Genomic DNA, 2,393 nt, shown 5'->3' with positions numbered 1-2,393 from the left:
CTGCCCCAGAGCGGTGGTGGGGCGCAGGGCCAGCCGTCCGCTCCGCCCCGCCCCGGCGGCATGTCGCCCCTGGTGCCCGCCCAGGCGGACAAGCCGGCCGATCCGGCAGCGAGGAAGAAGCTGCGGCGCGTCATCGTGGCGCTCTGCGCCCTCGTTGTCGTCGTGATCGCCGGCGTGGTGGCGCTGGCTGTCCTCAACGGCCAGCGCAGCCCCGAGGCGCGCACACGGCAGTACCTGCAGCTGCTCGCCGATGGGAAGGCCGAGGCCGCCACGGCGATGGTGGACCCGGGCATCGCCAACGAGGAGCGCGTCTTCATGACCGACGCGGTCATGCAGGCGGCGTCAGCGCGCATCGAGATCACAGAGGTCAAGGAGTCGCAGGAGAGCTCCAAGAACAAGGGCGACGTGCGCTACGTGACGGCGACCCTGTCCCTGGACGGGCAGCGTTTCACCCACGACTTCGCCCTCACCCAGGGGAAGAAGGAGTTCGGCGTTCTGGACAACTGGCAGATCACGGAGGCCTTCATGCTGAAGGTCGAGGTGAAGGCCAAGGGGATCCCCGCCGTCAGCATCGGGGACGCCACGAAGACGCTGGCCAAGGACGACAACTCCATCACCGTCTACCCCGGTGTCTACACGGTGTCCGCGGCGAACACGGGGGAGTACGTGACGGCGCCCCCAGTCACCGTGAGCGCCGCGGACGACTTCAGCTCCCGCACCATCACCTTCGAGGCCACTTACTCCGACGCCCTCAAGGCCGCGGCTCTGGACGCCGCCGTTGCGAAGACGAAGTCCTGCGGTTCGGTTGAGAACGCAGGGAATCTGGATGAGGACTGCCCTAACTCGGTCCGGTCCAAGACCCTCACGGTCTTGAACGTGAAGGAGGTTCCGACTCAAATCGTGGGTGATAAGTACCGACAGGGTTCGTTCGCTGCGGAGTACGCGGTCATCACGAAGCAGGAGGGCTCCGGATTATTCAAAGAGAGCGCTCCACGTGATCAGAAATACACCGTGCGCCTTGAAGTCCGGGTTGATGAGAACAACACCATCAGGATGGGCGCGGACGGGAAACCGCAGTTCACTTTCAGTTGGAGTGAATACTGATCCTTCCCTCCCGAGCTCTTGGATGAGTGGCGGCCAGTCTGCAACGACTGGCCGCCACTTCTATCCCCGGCGGTTCGGTTGTCCGGGCGGTGCGCCGCGCTGGCAGGCCGAAGGCCCTCGTCCGCGGACCCTGCGGGTGCCCGGTGGCGCCCGCCTCCACATCCTCGAAGGCCAGGGATCATCCTCTTGGCGGTCTTCCAACGCGCGCCGATCGGCCCGGCGGCTGGAAGGAGGGCCGGGTCGAGGTCCTCCACAGCACGCTCGAGCTATTCCTGATCGGCCGGCGGCCCGGGGCGGGTGCCTTGCGGGCGTTTCCGCTGCCTGCGCCTGCGCCGCTGTGTGCGGCACCGGTGCGGGCATGGTCGGATTCGTGGGCGCTTTCCCCACCGAAGCGCTGTCCGCGACGGCTTCGGTGTTGAAGTGAGCCGTCTTCCAGGTGGTAATCTCAACGATGATGGATATCATAATGTGGTTGAATTGTTGATTACCAGGGAGAAGTAACACGCCCATGACCGGTCGAGCGAAGAGCGCTGGGGCACGGCGCCCCGGCCGCCCGAAAGCGGGCAGCGAGGACAAGAGAGCACGCATCCTCTCCGAAGCGATGGCACTGTTCGCCACGCGGGGATACGCGGGCACCTCGCTGGCGGACATCGCCGGAGCCTCGGACATCTCCAAGGCCGGCCTGCTCCACCACTTCTCCTCGAAGGACCACCTCCTGGCGGAAGTGCTGGCCGAGCGCGACCGGCACTCGATGCGGCACCTGCCCACCCAGCGCGAGTCGGTGGCGGACACCTTGGACACCTGGCTCGCGATCCTGGGGGAGAACGCGGAGGACCCGGAGGGGGTGGCGCTCTACACCGCGATGTCCGGCGCCGTCATCGACCGCCAGCACCGGGCGCACGCCTGGTTCTCCGACCACCTGGACTTCGCGATCTCTTTCCTGCAGGACGCTCTGGAAGCGGGCAAGGCCACGGGGGAGGTGCGCTCCGAGGCGCCGTCGGGGCTGATCGCCCGCCACCTGGTCGCCCTTTCGGACGGGATGCAGCTCCAGTGGCTCTGCGACCGCGCAGACGGCGTCGAGGACGCGGACATGACGGCCGTCGTGTCCTACGCGGTGGGCGAGGTCAAACGGCGCTGGCTCGTGGGGGGCCCCGGGGGCGCCTGAGGCCCCCGGCCGTTCCGCCTCTGCGCGTGCGCGCCCGCCCTTGCGCTCCGGGGCCGGAGGCGCGGATCGACGGCCAGGGGGGTATCGGGGGCCGCCCGCCCTCGCACTCCAGGGCCGGAGGGGG

General features: G+C 68.1%; 2 protein-coding genes. Both read left to right on the top strand.

Features of this window, described 5'->3' with window-relative positions; translation table 11 throughout:
- On the top strand, positions 1–1,104 hold a 1,104-nt coding region (locus BH719_RS01835; RefSeq protein WP_050790606.1), incomplete at its 5' end, for a zinc ribbon domain-containing protein.
- A 508-nt stretch (positions 1,105–1,612) separates the two neighbouring features.
- Positions 1,613–2,269 carry a TetR/AcrR family transcriptional regulator gene (locus tag BH719_RS01830; RefSeq protein WP_009743030.1) on the top strand — a complete coding sequence of 219 codons (657 nt, stop codon included), beginning with the start codon at positions 1,613–1,615 and terminating at the stop codon, positions 2,267–2,269.
- Positions 2,270–2,393 lie beyond the last annotated feature (124 nt).

Origin of the sequence: Pauljensenia hongkongensis, assembly GCF_001746855.1 — a bacterium.
Taxonomy (GTDB): domain Bacteria; phylum Actinomycetota; class Actinomycetes; order Actinomycetales; family Actinomycetaceae; genus Pauljensenia; species Pauljensenia hongkongensis.
The sequence above is the reverse complement of the archived record's forward strand: the minus strand, read 5'-3'. Positions and strand labels throughout refer to the sequence as shown.